Source organism: uncultured Algoriphagus sp. (assembly GCF_963974365.1).
Lineage (GTDB): Bacteria > Bacteroidota > Bacteroidia > Cytophagales > Cyclobacteriaceae > Algoriphagus.
This window is the reverse complement of the sequence record NZ_CAXBBX010000002.1, coordinates 17,469-41,259: the sequence shown is the minus strand read 5'-3', so window position 1 is coordinate 41,259 and position 23,791 is coordinate 17,469. Positions and strand designations below refer to the sequence as shown.

Sequence of the window (23,791 nt, the reverse complement as noted above, 5' to 3'; positions counted from 1 at the left end):
GGATCGGGATTTTGTTCACTTTAACCACTAACAACCATAAAACAAAAATATCTTAAGACAAAGCGGGGATTGAGCTTTAACGTCTTGGTAGTCGGTACGGGAATCGAACCCGTGTTTCATCCGTGAAAGGGACGTGTCCTAACCCCTAGACGAACCGACCATACTCAATAAAAATTTTCACAACTTCCTGAAATTCAGGCGACAATGTAGTCGGTACGGGAATCGAACCCGTGTTTCATCCGTGAAAGGGACGTGTCCTAACCCCTAGACGAACCGACCATTAATACCCTTCGAAAACGTGCTTTTCTGAATGGTTGTGCAAATATAGAAGGTTAAGTTTTTAAAAACAATTTGGGCTCGAAAATTTCTTTTGAAATGAGTTAAAAAGCTGACTTAAAAGGAATAAAATTTTCTTAGGAGGGTTTGTATTTGATTTTCCTATTTTTGATCTCCAATTTGAAAATTACTCATGAGACCAACCAGAGACATTAGAATTGCCATAAACGGTTTTGGAAGGATAGGAAGATATACAGCAAAATTAATCCTAGAGAAAAAAGGTTTTAACCTCGTCGCTATAAACGATTTAGCTGATCAAGTTGCCATAGCGCACTTGCTAAAGTACGATTCCATTCATAGAAAAACTGAAAGTAAAATTGAACTTCAGGATTCCGTTTTAAAGGTAAATGAGCAAGAAATTCAATTATTTGGACAATCTGACCCTGCAACACTTCCATGGAAAGAATTAGATATTGACTTGGTAATAGAGTGTACGGGTCGATTCACTGATCGTCTCGGAGCTGAAAAACATATAACTGCTGGTGCGAAAAAAGTGATCATTTCAGCTCCTTCACTTGATCCTACGATCAAAATGGTGGTTTTAGGAGTGAATGATTCAATTTTAACAGGAGATGAAAAAATTGTTTCGAATGCTTCATGTACGACAAACTGCCTAGCTCCAATGGTCAAAGTATTGGATGAGAACTTCGGAGTCGTCAAAGGCTTTGCTTCCACAGTCCACTCCTACACCAACGATCAAAATTTACACGATGCTCCTCACCGTGACTTGAGACGTGCCAGAGCTGCTGCCTATTCTATTATTCCTACCACCACCAATGCTGGCAAAGCTTTGGATGAAATATTGCCTGAACTAGCCGGAAAAATTGAAGCTTCCGCCATGAGAGTACCTGTGCCGGACGGATCACTTACAGATATGATCGTGGAATTGAAGCAGGAAGTAAGCGAGGAACAAATAAATAATGCTTTCAGACAAGCTAGCGCAGGCTATTTGAAAGGCTTTCTCGAAGTTGAGGACTCTCCTATCGTATCCATTGATATCATAGGAAATTCCCATTCTTGCATTATTGATTCTGCTTTGACATCTGCCAAAGGAAAAATGATCAAATTGGTAGGTTGGTATGATAACGAAGCGGGCTATGCCAACCGTTTGGTCGACCTAGCCCGCTTGATATCTGCTAGCTGAAAATTGTTAATCCTTTACACGATTTAGCGCAAGTAATTTCACTATAAAGTTTGGAAGGTTCTTGGTGTTATCCCTCTTATGCAGGTTCAAATACCAGCCTATCTTCTCCATGATTGGAACTTTGAAAGTTTCTACCATTTCGATCCAGGCACCATCAGGGTCTTCTAAATAGGAGAATCTTCCGGCAGCTTTACCCATATCAAATTCATTTCCGCTATCCACGGTAAGTTCAATACCGTCTTTGGCAAGCTTCTCCTTGATCGCCCCCATTCCGTTCACATCAAAGCAAACATGGATAAAGCCTAGGTCTCCCCAGTTTCTATTTTCAAATGCCTTTTTCCTAGGTTGATTTTTCGTTTCGATCAATTCAAGCTGAGTCTGACAAAACAATTTCCCAAAAGCTCCAGTCATAACTGAGGAACCTTGAAGAATAGCTCTTCTATATTCTGTAGATCCTTCTCCCACTTGTGCAAAATCCTCCCAAACTCCAGTTTCATCAAAAAGAATCTCTGTTTGCATCAAGTGTTTTTGATAAGTAGGCAAAGCATCATCTATAGAAGAAACTCCCATGACAACCCCCAAAACACCACCTGTTAGGTCTTTGTTCTTGTTGAACCAAGAGTCATTTTCAATCAATTCGAACCTATTTCCATAAGGATCTTTCACGTAAAAGTGCCAAACTCCCATTGGGTTTTTGACTGGCTCTCCAAGCATCACTGCTCCTACGCTTTTTAGATGGTCGTATGTTTTTTGGATATCATGGCAACGCATTTTTACAGCCAAAATCCCCAAATCTTTCCAAGTAAGCTCTTCCTCGGAAGCTAAAGGCACTTTAGAAGTGTATTGCCAGATCTCAAACCCGCCACCACCTTGCATATTTAATGCAAGAATAGCATGTCTACTTTCTACTTTGCCAGAGGTGTAGCGAGTCATTAATTTAGCTTCAGCACTATCCTGAAAAATTGGCACATCCATCTTGAAAGCCTTCCTATACCAAGCCCAAGCTTGGTTCGCATCTTTTACTCCAATCCCTACTTGTTGGATGCCATTAATTGTCGCTTGATTCATTCAACTACAGTTATACTTTTAATTCTTTTGGTTTAAAAAATTTAAATATAAACTTTTGATCCATGCTGGCTTAACTTTTAACAAAAAAAGAGAAAATGCCGCGAAATTAGCCAGTTGCACTTTTAGCCAACTATTTTCTATGTATTTGCGGGCGGAAACAATTATTTCATTTGGAAGGACATGAAAATCAGATTTTTGGCGAATTCTTCTCACCAAGTCAAAATCTTCCATAATGCAAAAGTCCTCATCGAATCCACCTAGAGAATTAAAAATAGATTTTTTGATGTATAAGGTTTGATCGCCTCCCCCGGATAAAATCCCATTGAATCGTGTAAACCAAGAATTAAACTGTAGAAGTATGCTGTCAGAGTCAAACCTGTAGCGAAAGCAACCTGCATTTTTGCCTTTATTTAGGTTCTCATTAATCACATTTGCAAAATCGGCCACAGGTCTGGAATCAGCATGGACAAAATAAAGAATTCTGCTCTTGGCATGCTGAGCCCCCATGTTTAATTGGGCTGCTCTGTTTTTGACAGAAGATTGAACTACGGTTGCTCCAAAAGATTTAGCAACAGCCATAGAATTATCTAAAGAACCTCCATCTACTACTATAATTTCCTCTATTAAAGCTTTCCCTTCTGCTATAAGAAAAGGAAGCAATTCCTTCAAATTCCTCTCTTCATTGAGACAAGGGATAATTACAGATAGCGTATTAGATTCAGTCAACTCGAAGTTTTATTGAATAATTTTTGATGTTATTTTCCAAAATCACCTTTTGCAAAACTCCTCCCTCGTAATAAAAGCGATTGATATTTCCGTTCACATCGATTTCATAAACGCCCTTTTCAATCTCATTTACCTTAGTTAACATTCCAAAATTCTCTGAGATTAATACATCTCCATCTTTAGGTTCGTGGAAATACAATTTTGCAGGGGTACCATAAACAGCTTGTTTGATAGACTCCTCGTTATGAAACTTGTAAGAGTTTGCATCTATATCGTAGTGATCCTTATTCCAATTGACAGTAGTGACAAAATTGCCACGGTTAGAATCTGACTTAGTGGTCGCTTTCATCAATTGTCCATTCTGAAAATTTACATTTTGAAGAAATTCAACATGAATTTTACCAAAAAACCAGAATTCAACTTTACTGTGAATCTGATAGTCCTCACCTTTTGGAGAAGTAGTTTTGTCGGCTTGCATGGTGCCAATGGTAAACCCTGCTAGCACAATATCATAGGTATTAGTTTTAGTTTGGCAGAAAGCATTCAAGGTTGCTCCTACCATAAATAACAATACAAAACAGGCTGATTTATAGCTTTTTAATAACATATATTTCTATCAAGGGGTAAGGGTATTTTTTTTGTTGTTTTAAATAAACATATTCCGCAGAAAGATGGGGTATTCCCTTTAATTCCCCAATAACTGACGAATTAAAAAGGTCAAAGATTATCCTTACACTTCACCCAATCTTCTTCAAAATCAACATCAGAAAGCACTGGTAGCAACCCAAAGGAAATCTCATTCTGTGAAAGATATTCCTTAGTCAATGCTGCAACTTGATCAGTACTCCATGGGATTCCTTTAAATAATCCCGGAATAAACGATCTCATTCCAAGTAAATAATACCCACCATCATGAGCTGGCCCTATTACCACTTCACTTTCTTCTAATGTCTCAAATGCTGCCGAAATTAGCTTTGCAGTAATCTCTGCACAATCCGTTCCTATTATTACGAGATGATCATAATTCTCTTTAAATAATTGTTGAAAAGCATTACTCATCTTTTCACCCAGGTCCTTTCCTGACTGCAGTTCAAAACGATATTCTTTTGAATAATTGGACAGGTCTTCTTCTAAGTGATTTGAGAAAAAAAGTATTTTATCTGCCGGAGTTCTTTTGACAACCTTATGCGTATAGTCCACTAGCTGATTATAAGCTTCCAAAGCAGCTTCATCCCCAATACTGGCCGCGAGTCTGGTTTTCACCTTTCCCATTTCTGCGTTTTTTTGAAAAATAAGTAGTCCTTTTTTCATAGTTGGAAGTGGTTCATTTGAAAATAGAACCCCCTTGAGTTTGCCTCAAAAGATTTGAAAATTTGATTAAGTTCATTTACGATGTTTTGACGCTAGTTGGACTTACAACTGGTAAAATGAGTAATGAGTTTAACGATATACCATTTTCCCGTAAAGATTTAAAAAAACACGAACTGAAAAGATTCATGAACGTTATATTGGTCGTATAGAAAACAAAACTTTTAAACAATAAAAAAAATGGCATTACGACTAGGCGACACGGCCCCAAATTTTACGGCCGATACTACTGAAGGAAAAATCGATTTTTACGAGTATCTGGGAGATGGTTGGGGAGTCTTATTTTCCCACCCTGCAGATTACACTCCTGTTTGTACTACGGAACTTGGTGCTGTGGCAAAACTTCAAGGTGAGTTTGCGAAGCGAAATACTAAGGTACTTGCACTAAGTGTAGATGGTTTGGAAAATCACAAAGGGTGGATCTCAGACATCAATGAGACGCAAAACACCACCGTTAATTTTCCAATCATTGGAGATCAGGACAGAAAAGTATCTGAATTGTATGATATGATTCATCCGAATTCAAGTGAAAACTTTACTGTACGATCGGTCTTCATCATTGGAAATGATAAGAAAGTAAAGCTAATCATCTCTTATCCGGCAAGTACGGGCAGAAACTTTGACGAACTTCTCAGGGTAATCGATTCTTTACAGCTTACAGCTAACTATTCGGTAGCTACGCCAGCTAACTGGAAGCAAGGAGAAGATGTGGTAGTTTCTCCAGGAATTAAGACGGAAGACATTCCTGCCAAATTCCCAAAAGGTCACAAGGTCATCAAACCTTATCTTAGAATGACACCACAGCCAGACTTATAGCAGCTGTCAATCAAATAAAAAGGCTTCCACTGGAAGCCTTATTTATTACTAGTTCTATTAGTGAAACTTAAGATTCTATCAACAAGAATTTTGCCTTAGCTGCACCTTCTCTTATTGATTTGGCGTGCTGATATCCTTCTGAGTTATACCAAGCCTCAGCTTTTTCTTTGGTAGGAAACTGCAGCATCACCAGACGTTCATGATTCCATTCTCCTTCTAATACTTTCACTGGATTTCCTCTCAATACAAACTTTCCACCAAAGGCAGAAACTGTCGCCGGAGTGAGTTGCTTGTAAGCGTTGTATTTTTCAGGATCAGTGATATCGACTTCTACTATGACAAATGCAGGCATAAAATCTATCTTTAATTAGTACTTAATTTAATTCAATTAGAGGAATCATTCAAAGCCAACTCCGGCAGCGAACCTTGTTTTTGCATAAGCGACCTTCCGCTTTGAAAGCAATTCGTTAAGTGTCATTCTAGAACTGAAAACAGAGACTTCCCGACTATTTACGAGAAATAAACTACTCTCGCCTATTTCAAATCGCCTAATTTCTCCTTGAAGTAACATTTCCAAAGCTGCAACATTCCGGGTGTAGGTATTTATCTGGGCATTTAATGCACTCCAGCTATTCAATTCATTCTCTAGTTTAGTGCGTAGTTGAAGCTCTTTCAGATCTCTGGAGTTCTCTTTGAATTCTATTTTTGCCTCAGCCAATCGCATACCTCCTCTGGCTTTTCTCCACATCAATGGAGTATAAACCGAAAGACCCCATTTGTAATTATTTTCAAAGAAACCTGCTTGATCAAATTGATTTAGCTCCTCGGTGAGGAAATTATATTTAAGCTTGACAACCGGAATTATCTGCTGAGCCTTCAGCCTCATATCCACATCAAGACTAGCCAATTCATAATCTACCAACATAAGCTCGGGATGTTCAGCTATGAGCACACGTAGTTCTTCTTCATTCAAAATCAGGGGAAGTTCAGAATGAAGCTTCTCAGGATAAGTCCCAGCATCCAGTGCAATTGGATTACCAGAATCATCCCACAGAAAATTATTAAGCTCCTGAGTCCGCATAAAAAGCTCATTCTCGGCCTTCTGAAGATTATATTCTCTGTTCAATAGCTGAGTAGCAGCTTCTACCGTGTCTATTGCGGGAAAATCACCCTGTTCAAAACTGATTTTCACACCTCTAAATCTAGTCTCAGCGAGCATCACTCCTTCAGCCTGCAAATTTCTATTTGCATGAGCTAAGGACCAATTCCAGTAGGCACCTGTTGCCTGAAGATACAATTCATTTAGCAGCCTTTTGCGATCGGAATCAGTGGATTGCTGGTAGATCTGAGCCTTTCTTAATCCAGCTCTCCTATCGTCCAATATCAATCCCTGACCAAGATTCACTGAGGCCCCCGCTGATAACAGACCTCCAGCCGGTACCGAGTTTTCAGGATTTAGGTATTGACCAGAGTTTTGCTCAAAGGCTCCATTCAACTCTATTCCTGCCCAAGTAGGTATGGAAATTCCTGCTTCGCGTTTGTCATAATAGGTCTTTTCATCGTAGCTTTTCTTATCCAAGTTACCATAAAGCAAGGGGTCAAAGCCACCTCTGGCTGTACGAACTTCCATGTCTCCCATGGTAAGCATAATGTCAGCTTGAGCTGATAGCGGATGATAAGACTTCACCCAATCCAAATAGATATCAAACGATAAGGTATCAGATTCCTGTGCCTTGATAGTCAGACAATTTGCAAAGAATAAGAAAATTAAAAGAGTCCTTTTCATTACTTTCCTTTTGCTATTTCTTCCTTCTGAATCCTGGTGTAGTAATCTGCAGGGAAACCATTGAGTTGTCGCCAGATTTCATACCAAACAGGCACATCATTCAGAAGCGCGATCCCATCTGCACCAGAGCCTACACGCAAAACTTCTGGCCAAGCTTGCTCTTCCGGATCCTCAGCCACCAATATTCTGAATTGATTGTTTTTACCAGCGAATTGATCTATCGCAACGATCACACCTCCAAAAGTTCCATTGGATAGTTTTGGCCATCCTGAGAATACAATTGCTGGCCAACCGTCAAAGATGAAACGGACTTTTTTGCCCACCTCCATCAACGGTAAATCCACTGGAGACACATACATCTCTACTGCCAATTCACCATTGGAAGGAACGATATTAACTATTTGGTCCCCTTCTTTGATTGTCTCTCCAAGTCCAACTTGAATAGCCTCTGAGATAAATCCATCCTGAGGTGCCACAATATGTCTAAAGCCAGTACGAGCTTCGTAATTGGAATATTGGTTTTCAAGTTTCGAAGCAGAACCTTCAGCATCGTATTGACTTGATTGTGCGGTGTACATATCCGATTCCGCTTTTGCCAGTTTATCTTGAAAATCATTGTCAATAGCGTCCAATTCAAGTTGTGCTGAAACGAATGAATTTTTACTACTCAAGAGACTATTCTCAGCACTGATTACACTCGCTTGCACCTCCTGGAATTTTAGCCTTCGAGTCTCCAAATCTGTAAGCGATCGCAAGCCTTCCTCGTAAAGTTTTTCCGCACGGCCTAGTTGCTTCAGACCAATCTCATAATTGACTTTGGCTTGCTCAAAACGAATGCTGTCAGATTCTACCTTCAACTCAGCCATCTGAAGTTTATTTCTCCCTTGCTCCTTTCTCAGAACATTGTTTCGCTTCAAAGCTGCTATTTGACTGTCAAGAGCGCGAACCTTCTCTTTGTATGAAAGGGCAGAGAGATTTTTAGCTTCCACTTGGAGCTGAGTTCTTGGCAACAGCAAAGAATCGAAGTATTCATCTTTTACTTCTGTGATACTAATTATTGTATCTCCTTTGGATACGAATGCACCTTCATTCACATACCACTTATCGATTCTACCCGCTATCACAGAGTGAATGGTTTGAGCCCTATGCTCTGGCTGAAGCATGGTCACGTAGCCTTTAGACCTAATATATTGGGTCCAAGGCAGGAAAAGCATGATAAAAACTGCACAACAGGACACAAGTAGAATTCTAACCCTTTTACGCTTCTCTTCACTCGCTACTGTCATCTTGAGGCTTTCTGCCTCATCAAAGGGCCCTCTGTCTTTGATTACATTTTCAGAAATATTCAACATCGTCTTAAGAGTTAAGGGTTAAAAACTTCTGATAACCCGACTGATTACCGTTATAAACAAGTTTACCATCGTCCATTACTATAATCTGAGTAGCCATTTTCAAAACTTCTTCATCTTGAGATACCATAACCAAAGTCCAGTTTCCGCCAAATAAATAAGCCATTACATTGGATTTTATATCCTTGTCTACATGCAGAAGGGCATTTTCCAGGATAAGTGCTCTTGGCTCTCCCACAAAAGCTCTAGCCAATAGTATAGCCTGAGCTAACTTTCTAGAAAGCCCTCTACCTTCAGGTAGAAGTACGGTTTCCATATCTTCAGGCAATTGGTAGATAAAATCCTTCAGACCTACCAATTCGATTAATGAAGCAAGCTGAATGGGATCAATATCACGACCTACCATAATATTCTCCCCAATTGTCCCATGAAATATTTGCTGCAACTCCAAGCAATCCCCAACCACAGATCTGTATTTGTCCAAATTGATCATTTCAAGAGGAAGATCATTTACTTTTACTTCCCCGTCATAGCTCTCATATAACCCAGAAAGCAACGCAAGCATCGCACTTTTACCACTTCCACTTTTTCCAGTAATTACAACCTTCGAACCGGCATCAATAGAAAAGCTAACTCCACTTAAAATCGGTTTACTGACATCTCTTGGTTGAAAAGTAACGTTCTCCATCGCCAACTTGATTCCTTTAGAAAGTGCCGTAATGTCTTTCTCTGCCTCATTATGACCTTCCATTTCCATATCCATTACTAGGCCTAATTTCTCCGTGGCCACCAACGTGTCATAAACCGTCTCAAGAGATAGAATCAATTTCTCCACAGCATTTACTACCATCAGAATGATGACTTCCGCTGCTACAAATTGACCAATACTAATCTGCTCATTGATCAAGAGCAAACTACCAGCTATTAAGAGACTTGCAACAATCAGTACTTTAAAACCTATTAATACCTTATACTGGAATATCAATACCGAAAAGTGGTGAGTTCGAAATTCCACATAGCGCTTCAAAAGCTTGTCTGCCCGGAGAATCGGGAGTTTAGAATTCCCCCCAACTAACTTAAAGGAGTTGAGCGTCCTTCCAATCTCTTCCAGCCAATAAGCAGTTTCATACTTATAAGTAGATTCTTTCATAGCCGTGGCCATACCTTTTGGACTGGTAAAATAAAATATTGTCACAAGAATGAGTACCAGTACGATACCGAATAAGATGAAAGTGGCGTGATAAAATGATAACAATATCAAACCAAACACCACTTGAATCAATGCCGTTGAATATTCCACCAGAATTTTGGAAACTCCTTTTTGAAGGTTTACCGTATCAAAAAATCTGTTTACAATTTCAGGAGCATAGGTCCCATGAAAAAGCTCAGATTTTATCTTAGGAAGTCTATAGGCTAAGGAAAGACCAGATTTGGCAAATATTCTTTGTTGAAGTTTCTCGGTAATCTGTAACTGAGAGATCTGTAAAAAACCACCAAAAGCTATACCTGCAGCCACGATCAGTACCAGGATTACCCACGAAGTAGTAATCCTCCCACCCAGGACAAAATTCAAAATAGCCTGAATCCCCAATGGCAGGGATAGAGTTACCAAACCATTCAAGATGGCATAAAAGTATATGGAATATACTTGACCCTTCTCCTCCTTCAGCAAATTGAAGAATCGCTTCATTGGAGTAATTTTAGTCGCACTATTCATTTGAAATTGCCTTTAGAATTAGATCTTCAAAAAAGACCAGTCGATTTTCTGAGTCCAGTGATTGCTCTGTCATGTCTGGTAAATGCTTGGCATTGAAAGCATGAAGTAAACTAGACTCCATGATCGTATAAGCCAGAGTTTTTGGATAGAGATAGTTTGGGTTTATTTCAAATATCAGCTTAGATATGCGGTCTCCAAAATTATATACTTGAGCAAAAATACCACTCTCATGCTCAATGTCCACAGTTTTGGTCAGATAGCCTTTTAGGGATTCATTGACGACTATATTTCTCAAATCAAGAGGATCGATATGTGTGTTTTTAGTAAAAACGGGACCATTCACCATCAATTTCATAGCAATAGACAACCGATCTTTGCTACTCTCCATATTGGCGGTGGCATACACGTAATTCACTTCCATCCATGCCCAATACCATGCTGTAAGGTAAAGCAAAAGCATGTGTTTGTTTTCAAAGTACCGATAAACAGCAGCTTCGGTCACGCCGATCTGTAAGGCCAGCTTTTTAAATGTAAAATGCTCCATCCCCAAATCACGGATCAAAGTTGCCCCCTCTTCCACTATGGAACTCCCCAATTCTGAGCTGAAAGGCTCCTTCAGATAAAGGTTGTCGTGCACCTCCATCTTCATTGTACTCAATAAGTTTTCCATCGAAATTTAATGTAACTCCCCATAGAACGCATGTAAGTGAAAAAAGTTAACAAATCTTTCAAAAAGTTAGTAATACTAACAGACTCAATGTAATCTGATTTTGTCAACTTCATGCATTACACTTTACGAGTAAATAAAAATGCCCAAACAAGCAAAATAGGATGAATGATTAGCAATCTGAACCAACCTGTCCAAGGAGGTAGACAAATCCCATTTTCTACGCAGGAATTCATCTCAATAAAGTATATATGTGCAGGAATAAAAGCGAGTAGCATCAGAATAATTCCCCAAGCAGCCCATCTACGTGAACTGGGGAAGAGTAGCCCCAAGCCAAATACTACTTCAAAAACACCAGCCAAGCAATTTAACAGCACATGATTGGGTAGATATTCAGGAATTAATCTAAGATAGCCATCTGGGTTAATGAAATGGTTGATACCGGCAAGTGTATAAAACACTGCCATCACATAAAGTGAAATGATTTTTAGCTTTTTCATTTAAAGAATTTCTTAACCAATATTTCTGGTATTGAACTTTAGATTTTTGTTGAAAACCAATTTCAGGTATCTTACTCATTCCATGGCAAAAAAGAGCACATTTTTCAAATTCAATGTCCGTCCTTGGGTCTTCTGGCCACCTTTTATACTACTAATACTCGCTGTACTTAGCAGTATTCTTTTTCCTACTTCATTTATTGACATACTTAGAAGTTTTCAGCAAACTATACTCATCATTTTTTCAATTGGATTTAGCTGGGTATCATTTGCGATGACTCTAATGGCAGTTGCCGTGTTCTTCTCTCCTTTGGGAAACTATAGAATAGGAGGAAAATCAGCCACACCTAGATTAACAAGAATTAGTTGGTTTGCCATTGTTCTGTGTACAACTATCGCAGTTGGAATCTTGTTTTGGGGAAGTGCAGAGCCTCTCTCCCATTTTCTTTTCCCTCCGGATTTTAAGGATTTTGAACCAAATTCAGATGCCGCCAAATCATTCGCTTTAGGAGCTTTATACTTCCACTGGGGATTTACACCTTATGCAATATACGCCGTTCCAGCCCTAGTTTTTGCGTTAATGTATTATTCGGGCAAAAACAATTTTAGTCTCAGTATCATGCTGAGGCCTATACTTGGTACATCTCCAAATAGATTCTGGGAAACTGGCTTGGATATGTTTAGCCTATTTGCCCTCGTAACTGGAATGGCTGCTGCACTTGGAGCTGGAATCTTGAGCCTGTCCGGAGGATTTTTAGCTTTTTTCCCAGAGCTAAATTCTGTTATACTTTCTGCCCTAATCACACTAGGGATTCTAGTCACTTTCGTTATTTCTGCCTCTACAGGAATCGAAAAAGGAATAAAGAATCTGTCCCTTTTCAACCTTGGCTTCTTCTTTCTGATCGCCATTTTATTTGTGATTTTAGGAGAAAAAGAAAAAATCCTCGCCTCCGTTCTGACTGGTTTTAGCCAGTACTTTATGAATTTCACAGATTTGAGCTTACAGCTAAGTGGAGCAGGAAATACTTGGACCTTCGATTGGTCTACTTTTAATTTTGCCATGTGGATGGCGTGGGCACCGATGACAGCTTTGTTTCTGGGGAAAATAGCTATAGGTAGAACTGTTCGCGAATTCCTTTTGGTAAACTGGTTTTTTCCTGCTCTTTTCTGTTTGATATGGATGGGGATTTTTGGAGGTACCACCTTGGATTTTGCATCCATTAATACCCAAGAATACAAAGACACTTTCCAAAATTTTGGTCCAGAATCCATTATCTATCAAGTATTTGAAGACATGGGATACTTCAAGGTCTTTGCACAGCTCTTTATTCTAGGAATCTTTATCTCTTATGTGACGGCTGCTGATTCAAGCACTGATGCGTTGGCAAGTATCAGTATGAAAAAGCAGACTGGAGATCCATTTCGATCAGATACCAACCTAAAAGTAATTTGGGGAGTATTGATCGGTTTTTTGTCTTGGGTGATGATCACTTATTCTGGAATAGACGGAGTGAGAATCTTGTCTGTGATTGGCGGATTTCCGGCACTTTTTTTCCTGCTCCTTGTATCGGTTTGTTTATTGATGATTCTTCTCTCACCAAAAAAACATCTAACAAATCAATAACCTCGATACTTCAATTTCCCGACATTATAGAGGTAAAGGACTTTTGAATACCGAAGCATCATTGGCATCAGAATCAGATTAGAAACGGCGACAGTGGTAAGGTACATCCATAGCTCAGGACGTTCCATCAACACGTTCAAAGCTACCATCGTCGTGATCACCAAAGCCACTGAAAAAGCATAACTCACATACATCGCTCCGTAAAAGAAGTCTGGCTCAGCGTGAAAATTTGCTCCGCAAACTGAACAAGATTTATTCACATGCGAAAGCTTTCGGAAGCTATAAACTGGCACTGAGAAAAGATTCCCTTCATGACACTGTGGACATTTTGCTCCAGCAATAGCCTTTAAAGTACTATCCTTACTCATGTTTTTAATTTATAAAGAGTGATTTTACTGGATTTCTCCACTATACGTTTTCAAGTGTCTGCAGGTAAACAGTTAGACCTATCGATAGATTTCATCGATGTCATAATCCTTTCCTATTCCCCACTGCAGCAACTCTTCAATGGTGTAAAATTCTAGGGTATCAAGATCCTTGACTTTGAAATTGGCACCTCGCAGACGAGCTATAATTTCAACATGTCTGATTTCACCCATATTAATCAACTGATACTTTCTGCCTACTCGCAGGTTATCAAGCGCTATTGGCATATTAGGCTTTATCTTTAATCTCTACCCCTACTGCCTCAAAAGTAATCTCACGCTTAGGCTCAGTGATAGCGGCAACTTCTTCTGCACTTTTACCTTCATCTTCAGCATAATGTCTTAGCGTTTTCACATCTGTTTCGGTCAAAACTGCTACACCATCTAAAACAATAGGATATCCCTGAGAGGTCGTTGGGACGAAAAAACCGTAATCCTTAAATGTCACTCGCATACTTTCACCGTTTGGTAGATCCATGGTAAGCCAGCATCCTTTTTTGGTACAAACTTCTTTTATCTCTCCAGAGATTTTTCCTTCGAAAGTACCATTTTCATTTACTTGCTCGATCATCTGAGATGTAGCTATGATCTCATCAGCTTTCAAATCAGCTCCGTAATTTCCTGGAATTGAATCAGTCGCTGCAATTTCTGTTTCAGCTCCTAGAAGTTCTGAATCAGATTTTTGATTTTGACAGGATGTGCCAATAGCCACACCAAAAGCGAGTATAAGTAAATGAGATTTGTTCATGGTCGTATGAGATTGATACTCCAAAAATACGCTTTAGATTTGGAGAGAAAAAGAATAAGATAAATGTTTGGCAAACTAATAGCAATTCGGAATTCCTGCCTATTTAGCCTATCTATTACAAATAAATCGATTGCGAAAAAGATTTGAAACAATTTTTTCAATAAAACTTCGATTTTTTTAACAATCCTGTAATTTTACACTCAAATTAACCTATTGACCCTGCACATGCCCCACCCTACTAAGTTCATCATTGATTTTGACAGTACTTTCACGCAAGTAGAAGCGCTGGACATATTAGGAGAAATCAGTCTTCTAAATGATCCAGAAAGAGATGAAAAATTAAAAGCCATCAAGGATATCACCGATAAAGGAATGGAAGGCAACGTTACCTTTCGCGATAGTTTGATCCAACGAATCGATATCCTCAAGGCAACTAAATCCCAAATCACGGATTTAATTGCAGCGTTGAAACTAAAAGTATCCAAGTCTTTTGAGAGAAATAAGGAGTTTCTTCAAGAGAATGCAGACAATATCTACATAGTTTCCAACGGTTTTAAGGATTTCATTATTCCAATTGTAGGAGATTATGGGATCCACCAAGACAATGTTTTTGCAAACGAATTTGTCTACGATGGTGCAGATAATATTGTAGATTTCAACAGAGACAATCCCCTTTCCCAGAATAATGGAAAGGCGGAGACCATCAAAAAAATCAATCTTGAAGGTGAAATCTACGTGATCGGTGATGGCTATACTGATTATGAGATCAAGAAATCCGGCCTTGCCAATAAGTTTTATGCATTTACAGAAAATGTAAACCGTCCTAAAGTAACCAAAGAGGCAGATCATATTGCGCCTAGTTTGGATGAAATCCTTTACGTTAATAATTTGAATACGAAATTCTCTTACCCAAAAAGCAGAATCAAGGTATTGCTCCTTGAAAATGTCCACCAAATCGGTGTCGATTTACTCAAAGAAGAAGGCTACGAAGTAGAAGTTGTAAGCTCGGCAATGTCTGAGGAAGAACTTTGCGAGAAAATCAAAAACGTTTCCATCATTGGTATTCGTTCTAAGACCAATATTACACGGAAAGTACTTGAAAATGCCAATCGATTAATCGCAGTTGGTGCGTTCTGTATAGGAACGAACCAAATCGACCTTGAAGGCTGTCAGGAGAAAGGTATTGCAGTTTTCAATGCGCCATTCAGTAACACCAGATCTGTGGTGGAAATGGCAATCGCAGAGATCATCTTCCTGATGAGGGGGTTTGCCGATAAAACTGCCGCATTGCATCAAAGCAAATGGGACAAATCTGCAAGTGGAAGCTTTGAAATCAGAGGCAAAAAATTAGGCATTATAGGCTACGGTAATATTGGTGCCCAACTTTCTGTGCTAGCTGAGAATATGGGAATGAACGTCTTCTATTACGATGTAATTGAGCGATTGGCACTAGGAAATGCAACCAAAATCGAAAGTTTGGATGAGCTACTAAGCACCTGCGATGTGATTACTTTACATGTGGATGGTAGAAAAGAGAACGAAAACATCTTGGACAGATCGAAAATCGCCTTGATGAAGAAGGGGGCAATATTGCTCAATCTAAGCCGTGGACATGTCGTGGAAATACCGGCTCTTAGAGACGCGATTCTTTCCGGGCACCTTGCAGGTTGTGCGGTGGACGTATTTCCTGAAGAGCCGAAAAACAATTCCGAACCTTTAGTGTCGGAATTAATCGGACTTCCAAATACAATTCTTACTCCTCATATCGGAGGTAGTACCTCCGAAGCTCAGGAGAACATTGCACGATTTGTTCCAGGTAAAATCATGGAATACATCAACACTGGCAATACATACAACTCTGTGAACTTCCCTAATATCCAACTTCCATTCCTACAGAATGCACACCGACTGATTCACATTCACATGAATGAGCCAGGGGTATTGGCTAAAATCAACCAAATCTTGGCAAACTTCGAAATTAATATAGTAGGTCAATACCTGAAGACAAATGAGAAGATCGGTTATGTGATCACAGATATTGATAAAGCTTATTCCAATGAAGCGATCGATGCGCTGAAGCATATTCCTGGAACTATCCGCTTTAGAGTTCTTTATTAAGATTTAAGTATTGTTACAATCAATTGAAAAGTCCCGTTATAGCGGGACTTTTTGTTGACTTTTGAATTGACTTAGTCTAATAACCTCCTATGGTAATTAATCTGACCTAGGTGATAACTGAAATGCCCAAACAAATGAATGAGGAAATAACTATGTGACATCCGAAAACCAAAGACTTCTAATGGATAATCCTTTGCTAACATAGATTCATCTAACCCTTCCAAACTAGCAGTCACCACTCCCTTCAACTTTTCAATCATCTCTACCAGTTCGGCTCTTGAAACATTTTTCCCGGCAAATTCAAATTCACGATCTCTGACGTATTCAAACCCTCCCATTTCTTTACCTACGAAATGGAGCATATTCCCTACCAAGTGAAGGCAGAGGTTACCAGCCGAATTGGTTATGTTTTGTTCTACTTTCCACAGATTCTCTTCTTTGGAATACGCATTTATCTCAAGCTTCAATCGTTCTATATCACGCTCAAAAAGTCTTATAAATTCTTCAAGTACCATAGTTTATTATTATTTGGAAAACTTCAAGTAGGCTTTAGCCATCTTTTCATCATATTTATTTTGAGCATATGCCGCACCATTATAGCACGCTGCGAACTTAGCCCAGTTCTTGGCCTGTAAAAACTCCTAACAGCCATTTTTCAGGATATATCGACCAAATACCTCTAAATGATTTCGCTCATGGGTGTACATTTCATCCACAAATTGCTGTACAGATGGATAGCCAAGTGGTATCGCATGAAAGCCCATTACCTGATAACTTCCCCATGAAGCGGAGGCCAAAGCTGCTTCTTTGAATTTTGGATCTGGGGAAATAGAAGCAGCCTGATCCAGACGTTCATATTCTCTTACCCCACCTAAATAATGACTTTTGCTAAAATTCTTATATAAAACTGAGGAGTTGGAAGTATTGGAGAAATCCTCAGGATTGATTCCTCTGGACTTCAACTGCCTCCAAAAAACATGTCCTTCGAAAAGAATCTTCGGTCTTCCATCTATAAAAAAACCTTTGCCAGAACTCTCTACTTCATTCACCGCTTTTATTGCAGCGAGATCGACCTGGTATCTTTTTGAAAAATCAACAAGGTCCTGCTCACCAAGAAAAATATCACCAAGAACATTGGCAGGCTTTGTCTTGTCAAAAAGCATGGTCCAGGTTTTAATTCCAACTTCACCATCCACTACTAGCTGGTTTTTGCTTTGGAAGTCTTTTACAGCTACTTCCGTCTCAACGCCAAAATACCCCGATGAAGGATTTGTGTAGCCTAGTTTTCCGAGTAACTCTTGTAAAAATGATACAGAAGAGCCTCGCGATTTGAGTTTTATGTATTGCATTACGATACGATTTAAAAATAAAAAGTACTTCAAGTTAATTGAAGTACTTCATAATCGCAATCGGATGCTAATCAATTACTCAGGATCAATCACATTTTTTCGCGTTCCAAATTTTCCCGGTTTTCCAGGTTTCTGCTGAGATGCAACCTTAGCTTCAGTTGGAGTTTTAACTTCTACTGGCTTTGTATGATTTGCCTTTGGCTGTTCAGAATTAGAATTCTCTCTCCTTGGAAAAGGCTTTCTATTGCCTCCTGAACCTGATTTTTTATTTTTATTATATCCGGACTTCTTTTTTGAACCAAAGTCGGATTTTCCTTTTTCTGGAGTTCCAGAATAGGTAGGGCCAGCTTCAAATCCTTCCGGAAGTGGACTTTGTGTTACTTTCATCCCGATCAACTTTTCGATGTTATCAAACTTGTATTGATCCTTTGGGTTTACAAAAGTAATTGCGGCTCCTTCAGCATCAGCACGGGCTGTTCTACCCACCCGATGGACATAATCTTCAGGATCCGATGGTGTGTCATAATTGATTACCAACTCTATTCCCACTACATCTATACCTCTTGAAATGATATCTGTTCCGATCAGAATTTTAACTGATTTGTTTTTAAAATCAGACATGATCTTTTCACGCTCAACCTGCTCTAAATCAGAGTGAAAAGCTTCAATTTCAAATTGCTTTCTCAACACCTTATAAAGCGACTTTACTTTATCCTTGGTCGATGCAAAGATAATTACGGCTTCGTAAGCTTTTTGTGAGAGTATATTTCTAACTAACTCTTCTTTTTGGGTGTCATACACAGAGTACATAGTCTGAGTTACACCTTTTGCTGTCTTACCGATAGCGATGGAAATTTCTGATGGATTATTCAGAAACTTCATGCTAAACTGCCTAATCTTCGGCGGCATGGTAGCAGAGAATAAAATAGTCTGGCGATTCTTTGGTAGGTAATTGACGATTTTCAGGATATCATCCGAAAATCCCATATCCATCATTCGATCTGCTTCGTCCAGAATCAAATGCTCTAGTGTTGATAAATCTATTTTACCGCCAGCAAGAAGAGCAATCAAGCGACCAGGGGTAGCTACGATAATTTCAGCTCCCGTTTCCAGGGCTTTCTTCTGTTGCTCCCAGACGATGCCATCACCTCCTCCATATATTGGAATAGAACTGATACCTAGGAAATAGGCAAAACCTTGTATTTGTTGATCAATCTGAATGGCCAGTTCTCGTGTTGGTGCGAGAATTAGTGTATTCAATGTAGTCGTACCGTCTTTACTTAATTTGTTAAGAATGGGCAGAATAAAGGCTGCGGTCTTTCCTGTTCCCGTCTGGGCACAAGCGATAAGATCCTTATTTTCCATGATGACTGGAATAGCCTTTTCTTGGATTGGGGTTGGTTTTTCAAAACCCATTGCGTCCAGTCCTTCCTGGAGCGAGGTTTCGAAATTAAATGATGAGAAGTCCAAATTGTGGTGAGTGAAGTATTGTAAAAAGAAGACGTTATCAATTACGTCCTGCCAAATATAGCCCCTAATTGTACAGAAACACAAATAGTTGAGTTTTCTAAGATACAAAGACTCCTCATTAATGCCAATATTAAGTAGGTCAATTGAATACAACACACATTCCTTTGCTTATTCATACTACTCTTGGAAAATACCTATTGCACTCATTTTCTTCAAGAATACATAAATTGGCTTATAATTTAGGAGAGTTTTCATCTTAAAGCTGTCTTAGTAAAGACAATCCAAAAAAGTAAACACATGCCCCCTACTATTACAACTCTTCCAGTAACCAAACTTATTGGGATGCGAGTTCACATGAATTTCATAACCAATAGAACGCAGGAACTTTGGCAGAAATTTATGCCCCGAAAAAATGAAATTGAAGGGAAAGTATCCAATGAGCAGTATTCAGTGGAAGTATATTCATCCCTTTCGTACTTCGATCAATTCAATCCTGCTACTAATTTTGAAAAATGGGCGGCTGTTCCAGTTGCAACTATTGAAGATTCACCTGTTGGAATGGAAAGTTTAATTATCCCCGCTGGACTATATGCGGTATTTCCCTTCAAAGGATTAGCTAGTGAAGCTCCTGCCATGTATCAACATATTCTAGGAAATTGGCTTCCAAATTCAAAATATCAACTTGACAATAGGCCTCATTTTGCTGTAATGGGAGAAAAATATAAGAATAATGACCCGGATTCCGAGGAGGAGTTATGGATTCCCATCAAACCCAAAAGCCATGAATAAAAGCGAATATAGTTTCGGGATATTTGCCATGATTCTGACCCTGATTACGGGTTTTCTTTATGCAGGCGCGTATATAGGTATTGGAGCACAGGTGTTTTTCCTGGACGTGTATGGGTATTATTTCCTTATTTCGAATATTATTTATTTCGCTGGGACTGCTATCCTAGCTAAGCATTTCTATCAAAAAGGCTACAAATCTGCCTTTTATACATTATTGCTTACAGCCGTTTCCACCTTGGTTCAGATGATTGTCTTATATAAGATGCTATCTGATCGAAGTCTTGCAAGTATATATTTTACAATTGTAATTTTCCTACTCTGCTCTTCACTGGCATTTGGTGGCACCCTTGTATTCTCAAAAGCATCACGACAAAAATGGCTTAAACCAGCAGGAATTCTGATCCTTATCAGTAGTAGCCTTCTATTGTTTATAAGCTTAATTGCTTTGAGAATTCAAGAAAGCTCTACTCTTTATATGCTAGATCAAGTATCCAGATGGGTTTCCCTTAGTACAACTCTTATCCCGATTTTCTTTGTTCTAGCTTTCCAGGAGGAATTAAAATCAATGAATGAAGTTGCTTCCAAAATAGCGGATAACAGATATGTGATTTTCAAATTCCTCTTGTTCGTTGCTTTTGTTGCTAGTGGATTTCTCTTTGTAAAAGACAGTTACATGTCCCATTACTGGCAGGGAAAAAATCAAGAAAGAGCCGAACAAATGAAGGCACTTTTTGAGGAAAAAACGTTTGTAGGAAGCAAAGGTGATAGTCTAAACTACCTACTGCTAAAACCCCTTGACTTTGATTCGACAAAGCAATATCCAGTTGTTATTTCCCTTCCCTATGCTGGCTATGAAGCAAGTGCAGCGTTGATTCTTTCAGAAAATGTTAATCGAATAAAATATCCTTCATACATTTTTGTACCCTTCTGCCCTGATGGAGAAGGTTGGGGCGGAGTTCCAAATACGCCTGTGATTGATCGATTGGTTTTCGAGGCCTTAGAGGGATTAGACCATGAAGAAAACATAGATCCGAAACGCCGATACATCACAGGGGTTTCACGAGGTGGATATGGTACGTGGCATTTTATCACAGAAAGACCCGATTTGTTTGCTGCTGCCATTCCCGTTTGCGGTGAAGGTGAGCCAAAGCTAGCTTCTCAGATAAATGATGTAACAGTTTGGGCTTTTCATGGTGAAAAGGATAAGAATGTACCTGTGTCAGGATCCAGAGAGATGATAGCAGCTATGGAAGCTGCGGGTAAATCTCCTAAATACACAGAATACGAAAATGAGATGCATAATATCTGGAATCTAGTAAGTGATGAGCCCGAGTTATGGCCTTGGCTATTTTCGCAGAGGAAAGAGTGATTTTGGTGTAAAAAGTGGTAAGTCGTAAATAGTAGTTTTTTGTTGACTATATAGATCCATGTCTGCCTGAGCGAAGTCGAAGGCAAGTTTACATTGTCCCCGACTCTTCTTGGACGGACATATTCTTAAAAACGCAAGCTTAAAATTATCGGAAAATCCTCTTTAAAATTAATCTATATGGATATCCGCTTTTCTACCTGTAAGGAGACAAAGGCAATGTAAGATTTGTTAAACTTAAGAATGGAGGCCACTTCAGTCATCCAACCTGACAAGTATAGAATCTAAGGTGACTGGCATCATTCCGGATAATCATATAATCTAATTTGATTCCTGAAATCCCAAATCTATCAACTTACTTTTCTGATTTTTAGGAACTGTCACACGAATACGATTTCCAGTTGTACAAAAACATGCATAGCATCCTTGCTGTACCCCATCACTAGTAATCGATAAAACTTTTGCGCCTTTTACTCCTTGATCACTCAAGTAATCACCTACGGCGTGTAGGATTTCTTCATTAGAGTTATTAGTGCTTATTTTCCATGGATCAGAACAACCCGTTTGATCCCAGAAGAATTCTAAATGGTTTAGCGGTACATTATCCTCTTGACAACCTTGAAGTAAAAAGAGAAGTAGAATCGAAAGAGTTAAATAGTATTTCATAATTATCCTTTAGGAAAAAAACGAAAAAAAAAGGCTGGACGCTACAGCCCAGCCTATTATTTCTATCCGAAAAGCTTCTCCAAGATCTTATAGGTGATCAAGTAAGTTGGCCTCACTCCTTCCATTCCCAACGCACCTGAAGCCAGCGTACTTCCAGTCTCCAGCGGATTATCTGAAGCGTAGTAGGCGTAAAGCACTTTTACATTGGTTCGGATTGATCTTCTGATTTTTGAAGCCGATTGTATTGCTTTCTGGTAGTGAGCTCCTTCCATTTCCAGACCAACAGCTTTCCAGGAAGACTGCATAAAGTAGGTTAGAATATCCTTGTTTTGAAGTGATGTCCCTAATACCGAGATCATTGGACCTTCATATACACCTAATCCAAAACCTTCAAAATCAGCTTTCTTCAATTCATTTTTGAATGGGTAATTATCCGCTGTCCCTTCAAACACGTGAGCATTTGGAATCATAAGATCTCCTTTTCCACCGTAAAGAATCCCAGCTTTTCCCATGATAGAGGTAGAGACCACGTCAAGAGGAATAGATTTTCCCTCCTTCTCGTAAGGCTTAAGTAGCTCGTCAAAACATTCATATGCTTGTTCTCCAAAGGCATAATCCATCACTACGAATACCGGCCTTTTATCCTTTTCTACAGGTAATTTCACACCAGGAATCAACTCTTCTTTTTCCAATAGTGCAGTATCAATAATCTGAGCGCCAATATTGGTTCCTGACTCATCTGGAAGATTGATAAAGCCATGCTTTGCGGCATATTTATCAATTGCGTCTCCCTTGTTATTTTTAGCTTTAACCGAAATATCCATTACCACTTTTTCAAGTGCTTCGTAGTTTTTCAGACCTAATAACTGAGGAGCGTAGATTGTGTTCACTACTGAGTGAAGATTCGCAGAGATAATGTGGATTGGCCGCTTTAGTAAGTCATGCTCATCTAGCGCAATCTTAATTCTCCTTGCCCACATTTCCCCGTATACGTGGTGCCCGATGCGTTCTCTCAGCGTTGTGGAAAATGAAATTTCCCGGTCTAGATTCTTGGTAGCTTCTTCCTGAGCGAGTTTACCCATATGGTAGACAATGGAAAACAGACTGTTCGAATTACTACTTTTCTCAAATTTATCAACCGCCTGAATCGTCTCTTCGAATGTTCTTCCAATTAAATGACTCAAGTAAGCGCTGGCGGCTTCTTTCTCAAACTCCTCTCCCGCTGCTTCTTTCTGTACAAACTCTTCCAGCATTAGCCAGTTGGTAGAAATCTTCCCTTTCGGATCGGTACTGTTGTTGTAAATCTTATTGGACTCTATGTATAAGAATGTGAGGTGTGTCAAAATATCATAAATATCAGATCGCCCTCGGGTCATCTCTACATACATGATGTGCTCATCCAGTCTATAGCAATTCCGCTTACGTTTTGCGGGTACGATAGCCTCCAGTTTGGACGTTTCGTAGCCCTCACGACTGATCAGGCGGACAAATCTACATTCTTCTATCCCTCTCGGAAGTCGCTCCATCACATAGAGCAGGCCATCTAATTCGATCTTTTCGTTGTCCGTCACCAATCCATAGATTTCAGGACTCAATACGCGAAGTGCGTCTACCAAACTTTCACCAGAAACGCCCATCGGCTTATAGCTACCGCGGGTAAAAAGGTGTCTCATCGTGATGTACAATCGTTCGATTGCAGCTCGGGACTCGTGTGCTCGGGTTCTCTTCATAAATGCAAATGGGTTTTGCAAGGCAAAAATAC

The 23,791-nt window shown here is 39.4% G+C and carries 23 protein-coding genes, 2 tRNA genes and 1 pseudogene; 6 read left to right on the top strand and 20 right to left on the bottom strand.

Annotated features, from left to right (window positions below):
• Window positions 1-85: 85 nt before the first annotated feature.
• Together AACZ87_RS02695 and AACZ87_RS02690 are read right to left on the bottom strand one after the other, a co-directional pair.
• Window positions 86-160 (bottom strand) — tRNA-Glu (locus tag AACZ87_RS02695).
• Window positions 161-207: 47 nt separating this feature from the next.
• Window positions 208-279: transfer RNA gene (locus AACZ87_RS02690), tRNA-Glu, on the bottom strand.
• A 190-nt stretch (window positions 280-469) separates the two neighbouring features.
• Between AACZ87_RS02690 and gap the strand changes: the two genes are divergently transcribed.
• Window positions 470-1,480: a type I glyceraldehyde-3-phosphate dehydrogenase gene (gene gap / locus AACZ87_RS02685; RefSeq protein ID WP_339864598.1), complete on the top strand. Its 1,011-nt coding sequence runs from the start codon at window positions 470-472 to the stop codon at window positions 1,478-1,480.
• A gap of 6 nt (window positions 1,481-1,486) precedes the next feature.
• On the opposite strand, the gene AACZ87_RS02680 is transcribed toward gap, so the two are convergent.
• The 4 genes from AACZ87_RS02680 to AACZ87_RS02665 form a co-directional block, all read right to left on the bottom strand.
• Window positions 1,487-2,548 (bottom strand): VOC family protein, encoded by a 1,062-nt coding sequence (locus AACZ87_RS02680; protein WP_339864596.1) that lies wholly within the window; start codon window positions 2,546-2,548, stop codon window positions 1,487-1,489.
• Window positions 2,549-2,566: 18 nt separating this feature from the next.
• On the bottom strand, window positions 2,567-3,274 hold the full coding sequence (locus AACZ87_RS02675) for a TIGR04283 family arsenosugar biosynthesis glycosyltransferase (protein ID WP_339864594.1): 708 nt from the start codon (window positions 3,272-3,274) through the stop codon (window positions 2,567-2,569).
• Window positions 3,267-3,881 carry a DUF6134 family protein gene (locus tag AACZ87_RS02670; RefSeq protein ID WP_339864592.1) on the bottom strand — a complete coding sequence of 205 codons (615 nt, stop codon included), beginning with the start codon at window positions 3,879-3,881 and terminating at the stop codon, window positions 3,267-3,269. Before AACZ87_RS02670 ends, AACZ87_RS02675 begins: the two co-directional genes overlap by 8 nt.
• Window positions 3,882-3,991: 110 nt before the next feature.
• Entirely contained in the window at window positions 3,992-4,585 is a 594-nt protein-coding gene (locus AACZ87_RS02665) for a TIGR04282 family arsenosugar biosynthesis glycosyltransferase (protein WP_339864590.1), read from the bottom strand.
• A 237-nt stretch (window positions 4,586-4,822) separates the two neighbouring features.
• On the opposite strand from AACZ87_RS02665, the gene AACZ87_RS02660 reads away from it, so the two are divergent.
• A complete protein-coding gene (locus AACZ87_RS02660) occupies window positions 4,823-5,458 on the top strand; it encodes a peroxiredoxin (RefSeq protein ID WP_339864588.1) in 636 nt (211 codons plus the stop codon).
• A gap of 67 nt (window positions 5,459-5,525) precedes the next feature.
• Here AACZ87_RS02660 and AACZ87_RS02655 read toward each other — a convergent pair whose 3' ends face one another.
• From AACZ87_RS02655 to AACZ87_RS02630, 6 genes are all read right to left on the bottom strand, one after another.
• Window positions 5,526-5,810, bottom strand: coding sequence for a DUF1330 domain-containing protein (locus AACZ87_RS02655; RefSeq protein ID WP_339864586.1), 285 nt, complete (start codon window positions 5,808-5,810; stop codon window positions 5,526-5,528).
• 45 nt (window positions 5,811-5,855) lie between these two features.
• Window positions 5,856-7,244 carry a TolC family protein gene (locus AACZ87_RS02650; RefSeq protein WP_339864584.1) on the bottom strand — a complete coding sequence of 463 codons (1,389 nt, stop codon included), beginning with the start codon at window positions 7,242-7,244 and terminating at the stop codon, window positions 5,856-5,858.
• Complete coding sequence (locus AACZ87_RS02645) at window positions 7,244-8,596, bottom strand: HlyD family efflux transporter periplasmic adaptor subunit (protein WP_339864582.1); 1,353 nt, start codon at window positions 8,594-8,596, stop codon at window positions 7,244-7,246. Before AACZ87_RS02645 ends, AACZ87_RS02650 begins: the two co-directional genes overlap by 1 nt.
• 4 nt (window positions 8,597-8,600) lie before the next feature.
• The gene (locus tag AACZ87_RS02640) at window positions 8,601-10,283 is read right to left on the bottom strand and encodes an ATP-binding cassette domain-containing protein (protein ID WP_339864580.1); all 1,683 of its coding nucleotides are present in this window, start codon (window positions 10,281-10,283) and stop codon (window positions 8,601-8,603) included.
• A 19-nt stretch (window positions 10,284-10,302) separates the two neighbouring features.
• A complete protein-coding gene (locus tag AACZ87_RS02635; RefSeq protein WP_339864578.1) occupies window positions 10,303-10,980 on the bottom strand; it encodes a TetR/AcrR family transcriptional regulator in 678 nt (225 codons plus the stop codon).
• A 116-nt stretch (window positions 10,981-11,096) separates the two neighbouring features.
• Window positions 11,097-11,477 (bottom strand): MauE/DoxX family redox-associated membrane protein, encoded by a 381-nt coding sequence (locus tag AACZ87_RS02630; protein ID WP_339864576.1) that lies wholly within the window; start codon window positions 11,475-11,477, stop codon window positions 11,097-11,099.
• An 82-nt stretch (window positions 11,478-11,559) separates the two neighbouring features.
• Between AACZ87_RS02630 and AACZ87_RS02625 the strand changes: the two genes are divergently transcribed.
• A complete protein-coding gene (locus AACZ87_RS02625; protein WP_339864574.1) occupies window positions 11,560-13,098 on the top strand; it encodes a BCCT family transporter in 1,539 nt (512 codons plus the stop codon).
• On the opposite strand, the gene AACZ87_RS02620 is transcribed toward AACZ87_RS02625, so the two are convergent.
• The 3 genes from AACZ87_RS02620 to AACZ87_RS02610 all read right to left on the bottom strand — a co-directional run bounded on the left by AACZ87_RS02620 (window position 13,092) and on the right by AACZ87_RS02610 (window position 14,271).
• Complete coding sequence (locus AACZ87_RS02620) at window positions 13,092-13,466, bottom strand: DUF983 domain-containing protein (protein ID WP_339864572.1); 375 nt, start codon at window positions 13,464-13,466, stop codon at window positions 13,092-13,094. The genes AACZ87_RS02625 and AACZ87_RS02620 overlap by 7 nt on opposite strands.
• Before the next feature lie 78 nt (window positions 13,467-13,544).
• Window positions 13,545-13,751 (bottom strand): hypothetical protein, encoded by a 207-nt coding sequence (locus tag AACZ87_RS02615; RefSeq protein ID WP_339864568.1) that lies wholly within the window; start codon window positions 13,749-13,751, stop codon window positions 13,545-13,547.
• A gap of 1 nt (window position 13,752) precedes the next feature.
• Window positions 13,753-14,271 carry a DUF4920 domain-containing protein gene (locus tag AACZ87_RS02610; protein WP_339864566.1) on the bottom strand — a complete coding sequence of 173 codons (519 nt, stop codon included), beginning with the start codon at window positions 14,269-14,271 and terminating at the stop codon, window positions 13,753-13,755.
• Window positions 14,272-14,496: 225 nt separating this feature from the next.
• Between AACZ87_RS02610 and serA the strand changes: the two genes are divergently transcribed.
• Window positions 14,497-16,389 carry a phosphoglycerate dehydrogenase gene (gene serA / locus AACZ87_RS02605; RefSeq protein ID WP_339864564.1) on the top strand — a complete coding sequence of 631 codons (1,893 nt, stop codon included), beginning with the start codon at window positions 14,497-14,499 and terminating at the stop codon, window positions 16,387-16,389.
• Between the two features lie 71 nt (window positions 16,390-16,460).
• On the opposite strand, the gene AACZ87_RS02600 is transcribed toward serA, so the two are convergent.
• The 3 genes and pseudogenes from AACZ87_RS02600 to AACZ87_RS02590 form a co-directional block, all read right to left on the bottom strand.
• Window positions 16,461-16,904 (bottom strand): DUF1572 family protein, encoded by a 444-nt coding sequence (locus AACZ87_RS02600; protein WP_339864562.1) that lies wholly within the window; start codon window positions 16,902-16,904, stop codon window positions 16,461-16,463.
• Between the two features lie 9 nt (window positions 16,905-16,913).
• A pseudogene (locus AACZ87_RS02595) lies at window positions 16,914-17,738 on the bottom strand (N-acetylmuramidase family protein).
• 75 nt (window positions 17,739-17,813) lie between these two features.
• Window positions 17,814-19,208 (bottom strand): DEAD/DEAH box helicase, encoded by a 1,395-nt coding sequence (locus tag AACZ87_RS02590; RefSeq protein ID WP_339864560.1) that lies wholly within the window; start codon window positions 19,206-19,208, stop codon window positions 17,814-17,816.
• Window positions 19,209-19,505: 297 nt separating this feature from the next.
• Between AACZ87_RS02590 and AACZ87_RS02585 the strand changes: the two genes are divergently transcribed.
• Together AACZ87_RS02585 and AACZ87_RS02580 are read left to right on the top strand one after the other, a co-directional pair.
• The gene (locus tag AACZ87_RS02585; protein WP_339864558.1) at window positions 19,506-19,997 is read left to right on the top strand and encodes a GyrI-like domain-containing protein; all 492 of its coding nucleotides are present in this window, start codon (window positions 19,506-19,508) and stop codon (window positions 19,995-19,997) included.
• A complete protein-coding gene (locus AACZ87_RS02580) occupies window positions 19,990-21,366 on the top strand; it encodes a prolyl oligopeptidase family serine peptidase (protein ID WP_339864556.1) in 1,377 nt (458 codons plus the stop codon). Before AACZ87_RS02585 ends, AACZ87_RS02580 begins: the two co-directional genes overlap by 8 nt.
• 318 nt (window positions 21,367-21,684) lie before the next feature.
• On the opposite strand, the gene AACZ87_RS02575 is transcribed toward AACZ87_RS02580, so the two are convergent.
• A complete protein-coding gene (locus tag AACZ87_RS02575; RefSeq protein ID WP_339864554.1) occupies window positions 21,685-22,029 on the bottom strand; it encodes a hypothetical protein in 345 nt (114 codons plus the stop codon).
• 62 nt (window positions 22,030-22,091) lie between these two features.
• On the bottom strand, window positions 22,092-23,759 hold the full coding sequence (locus tag AACZ87_RS02570) for a hypothetical protein (protein WP_339864552.1): 1,668 nt from the start codon (window positions 23,757-23,759) through the stop codon (window positions 22,092-22,094).
• Between the last annotated feature and the right edge of the window lie 32 nt (window positions 23,760-23,791).

Coding starts and splice junctions, on each gene's coding strand:
- gap (WP_339864598.1), top strand. CDS start 470: ATGAGACCAACCAGAGACATTAGAATTGCCATAAACGGTTTTGGAAGG.
- AACZ87_RS02680 (WP_339864596.1), bottom strand. CDS start 2,548: ATGAATCAAGCGACAATTAATGGCATCCAACAAGTAGGGATTGGAGTA.
- AACZ87_RS02670 (WP_339864592.1), bottom strand. CDS start 3,881: ATGTTATTAAAAAGCTATAAATCAGCCTGTTTTGTATTGTTATTTATG.
- AACZ87_RS02665 (WP_339864590.1), bottom strand. CDS start 4,585: ATGAAAAAAGGACTACTTATTTTTCAAAAAAACGCAGAAATGGGAAAG.
- AACZ87_RS02660 (WP_339864588.1), top strand. CDS start 4,823: ATGGCATTACGACTAGGCGACACGGCCCCAAATTTTACGGCCGATACT.
- AACZ87_RS02655 (WP_339864586.1), bottom strand. CDS start 5,810: ATGCCTGCATTTGTCATAGTAGAAGTCGATATCACTGATCCTGAAAAA.
- AACZ87_RS02650 (WP_339864584.1), bottom strand. CDS start 7,244: ATGAAAAGGACTCTTTTAATTTTCTTATTCTTTGCAAATTGTCTGACT.
- AACZ87_RS02645 (WP_339864582.1), bottom strand. CDS start 8,596: ATGTTGAATATTTCTGAAAATGTAATCAAAGACAGAGGGCCCTTTGAT.
- AACZ87_RS02640 (WP_339864580.1), bottom strand. CDS start 10,283: ATGAAGCGATTCTTCAATTTGCTGAAGGAGGAGAAGGGTCAAGTATAT.
- AACZ87_RS02635 (WP_339864578.1), bottom strand. CDS start 10,980: ATGGAAAACTTATTGAGTACAATGAAGATGGAGGTGCACGACAACCTT.
- AACZ87_RS02630 (WP_339864576.1), bottom strand. CDS start 11,477: ATGAAAAAGCTAAAAATCATTTCACTTTATGTGATGGCAGTGTTTTAT.
- AACZ87_RS02625 (WP_339864574.1), top strand. CDS start 11,560: ATGGCAAAAAAGAGCACATTTTTCAAATTCAATGTCCGTCCTTGGGTC.
- AACZ87_RS02620 (WP_339864572.1), bottom strand. CDS start 13,466: ATGAGTAAGGATAGTACTTTAAAGGCTATTGCTGGAGCAAAATGTCCA.
- AACZ87_RS02615 (WP_339864568.1), bottom strand. CDS start 13,751: ATGCCAATAGCGCTTGATAACCTGCGAGTAGGCAGAAAGTATCAGTTG.
- AACZ87_RS02610 (WP_339864566.1), bottom strand. CDS start 14,271: ATGAACAAATCTCATTTACTTATACTCGCTTTTGGTGTGGCTATTGGC.
- serA (WP_339864564.1), top strand. CDS start 14,497: ATGCCCCACCCTACTAAGTTCATCATTGATTTTGACAGTACTTTCACG.
- AACZ87_RS02600 (WP_339864562.1), bottom strand. CDS start 16,904: ATGGTACTTGAAGAATTTATAAGACTTTTTGAGCGTGATATAGAACGA.
- AACZ87_RS02585 (WP_339864558.1), top strand. CDS start 19,506: ATGCCCCCTACTATTACAACTCTTCCAGTAACCAAACTTATTGGGATG.
- AACZ87_RS02580 (WP_339864556.1), top strand. CDS start 19,990: ATGAATAAAAGCGAATATAGTTTCGGGATATTTGCCATGATTCTGACC.
- AACZ87_RS02575 (WP_339864554.1), bottom strand. CDS start 22,029: ATGAAATACTATTTAACTCTTTCGATTCTACTTCTCTTTTTACTTCAA.
- AACZ87_RS02570 (WP_339864552.1), bottom strand. CDS start 23,759: ATGAAGAGAACCCGAGCACACGAGTCCCGAGCTGCAATCGAACGATTG.